At 37.0% G+C, this 3,490-nt stretch carries 1 pseudogene; it reads left to right on the forward strand.

What is annotated here, in order from left to right:
* Window positions 1–3,490, forward strand: a pseudogene (locus EV195_RS16545) (SprB repeat-containing protein); the annotation flags it as partial.

The raw sequence follows: 3,490 nt of genomic DNA on the forward strand, positions 1-3,490 counted from the left end.
CCAAACCCAATAGCGAGTAGTGCAAGTTTAACACAGGCATATACATGTTTACAAAATGGTGAGATTACTTTTGTAGCTGCTACAGGAGGAACAGCGCCATATACTTATGGAGTAAATGGAGTTTACTCTAATAATTTAGTTTATAGTAATTTAACTGAAGGAACTTATGTTTTAACGGTTCGAGATTCAAATGGTTGTCAGTTAAATTTAGCAGATATTGTAATTGATCCATTACCAACTGAGCCTACCTTTAGTTATAGTGTATCATATAACTGTGATGGTACAGGAAATGCAACAATTACACCAACAGATCCAAGTTATACCTATACATTAGGAGCTACAACACAGGCTTCGAATGTGTTTAATAATTTAGCGGTTGGTAATCATACAATAACAGTTGATTACGGAAGTGACTGTACAACTGATGTAATTGTAACTGTAGACGCTAATCAAGAGTTCCAGGCACAATTAGTAGTGGCTAGTATTACAGATGCTACTTGTAACGGAGGAAGTGATGGTGAGTTCACAATGAACGTATTAAACTTTACAGGAACTTATGAATATAGTACTGATGGAGGTGCTACGTATACAACAACTTCTACTTCTCCGATAACTGTAACAGGTCTTTCAGCTGCTACTTATGATGTTAGAATTAGGCCAGATGCTGCATCTTCAGCTTGTGAAAGAACACTTTCAGTTACAATAGGTGAAGCAACTCCTGTTGTTGCTAGTGCAACAATAACAAAAGAGGTTACTTGTAATCCAGCTACTGGAGCAACTATTGAACCTAGTGCTTCTGGAGGAACAGGACCTTATACATATCAATTAGATGGAGTTGGAGCATTCCAAACAGGATCATTCACAGATGTTGCTGCTGGAGCTCACACGATTATAGCTCAAGATACCAACGGATGTTTATCAGTTCCGTTCAACATTACGGTTAATCCAATTACTACTGTTGCATTTGATGCAGTACCAACAAATTGTTACGATGGGACTAATGGTGAAATAGCTGTAACTGTTACATCTGGTAATGGTGATTATCAATATATTTTAAACGGAGGGGCTCCTCAAGTTCCAGGTGCTTCTACTTATACCTTTACAGGTTTAGGAGCTGGTTCATATACAATTGATGTAATTGATGGAAGAGGATGTACAACTACACAATTAGTTAGAGTAATTAATGATGAATTAATTGCATCTGTTGACGTTATTGACGCAAGTTGTAATAATGGATCTATTACTGTAAGTGCATTAGGAGGTGATGGTTCTTATGTATATTCTGTAACTGCAGCTGGAGCAGGAACACCAGCAGATGGTACTTTTAGTACTACAAACCCTATAAGTTTAGCAGCTGGTACTTATGATGTTTATATTAGAGATAATGGGGGTGCGGCAGGATATTGTGAAACAGTAGTTACGAATGTTACAATTAATACTGTAACAACCGTATCAATATCTCTAACAGATACGCAGCCTACATGTAATGGAGATACAGGAAGCATTGAAGTAACTATATCAGATGGACTTTCTCCACATGATTTATCAATCACGGATGGAGTTACTACCACTAATGTGACTAATTTTACAGGAACTAGTTATACATTCACGAATTTATCAGCAGGAAGCTATACAGTAACTATTACTGATGATTTAGGTTGTACGGATTCAGCTTCTGTTACATTAACGGATCCGCCGTTATTAACAGCAACTATAGATCCTATAGTTCCTCCTTGTGGAACTCCTTTTGTAGGAAATGAATCATTATTTGGATTTGAATTTACAGGATATCCATCGGTGGCACCGTATACAATTGAGTTTAGTTCAGATAATGGTGCTACATGGCAAGCTTCTGACACATTTACTGGAATAGATTTAGGGACAGAAGTATATCCTGCTATTCGTATAGTTGATGGAGCTACAGTTCGTTGTTTAACAACATTTGCTCCTTATACAATACCTTTCCAAGTTTCTGGACTAATTGTGGATCCAGTAGCTAATCCTGGTACTTGTGTAGGAGGATTTAGTGTAACTGTTGAGGCAATTAATGGTGTAGGACCATTTGAGTTTGCTATTGATGATCCTACAATTTGGTTTGCACCAGATGCACCAGATCCTAGAACGTTAACTTTTACAGGTTTAACACCAGGTTTAACATATACTTTCTATGTTAGAGATACATCTACAATGTGTATTGAGCAGAATGATGAGGATGTATATGACACTTTTACTCCAGGAGTATTATTGGTTGGTACAGTAAACAGTGATGACTGTGCTGGAGGTCCACCGGACACGGGTGAAATCACGTTTACAATAACTAACACATCTGGTGATTTATCGGATCCTTTTGAATATACGTTATATCGCAGAGATGATGTTACAAATGCAGGGGTAGCAGTTGCTGGTTATACAGGTATTACTCAAAATGGTTTTGCAGACATTGTAGTTACTGGTTTATCAGCTGGTTTATATTATATTGAGACAACATCTCCTCCAACTAGTTGTTTATTTGGAAGTGAGGATGTTAGAATACTTGAAGGACTTCCAATTACAGGTGATTTAACTGTAGTTGATAATATAACATGTAGTACTCCTGGTACTATAAGAATAGATAATGTAGTGGGTGGGTTCCCGCCTTACACATATTCTGTTGCATCGGTTACAAACGCTTCTACAGCTTCTATAAGTGGTAATGTTGTTCAGGTAGCTTACGGAGATGTAACTGATACTACATTACCAGTCAATGTAACGGTAACAATTACAGATAGTAATGGAAATAGTTGTACTACAGATATAGGTCCACAGGCTTTAACTGTTAGTCAACCACCAGTTTTAGAAGTGGCAGATGTTACTACTAGTACATGTGGAGCAGATAAGAGTATATCTATTGATACAACTAATGGTGTTCAAACTATTGGAGGAACTGCACCTTATCAATATTCTATTGATGGTGGTACAACCTATAGTGCACCTACAACTGATGTTACTTATACTGAAAATGGATTAACTGCTGGTTCTTATAACGTTATAATTCGTGATGCAAATGGATGTACAAGTGCCATAGTACCTGTTACTATTTATGAAGAGTTAGACTTTAGTTTAGCAGTACAACAAAATTTAAATTGTACACCTGGAGATGCTTTAATAAGAATTACAGTTACTTCGGGAGCAAATTTAGGAGCAACAGGTAACTTTACTTATACTATCAATGGAGTAGCTCCTACTGCAGATCCAGCTCTTACTTCTGGTAGTATTACTGGTACAGATACATTTACAGACCATACTGTTACTACAGATGGTACTTACGAAGTTGTAGTTACTGATGTTACTTCAGGTTGTATAGTAACTAGACAGATTACAGTTGCCCCAGCTATTACACCTGTATTTACAGTTGCTGCAGTAGATAATGCAAATTGTGATGGAAGTAGTGCAGGTATTATAGAGATGACTGCTACGGATAATGGGTTATTACCATTGAGTTATACGATTA

The sequence above is a fragment of the Tenacibaculum skagerrakense genome (assembly GCF_004345825.1).
Taxonomy (GTDB): Bacteria; Bacteroidota; Bacteroidia; order Flavobacteriales; family Flavobacteriaceae; genus Polaribacter; species Polaribacter skagerrakensis.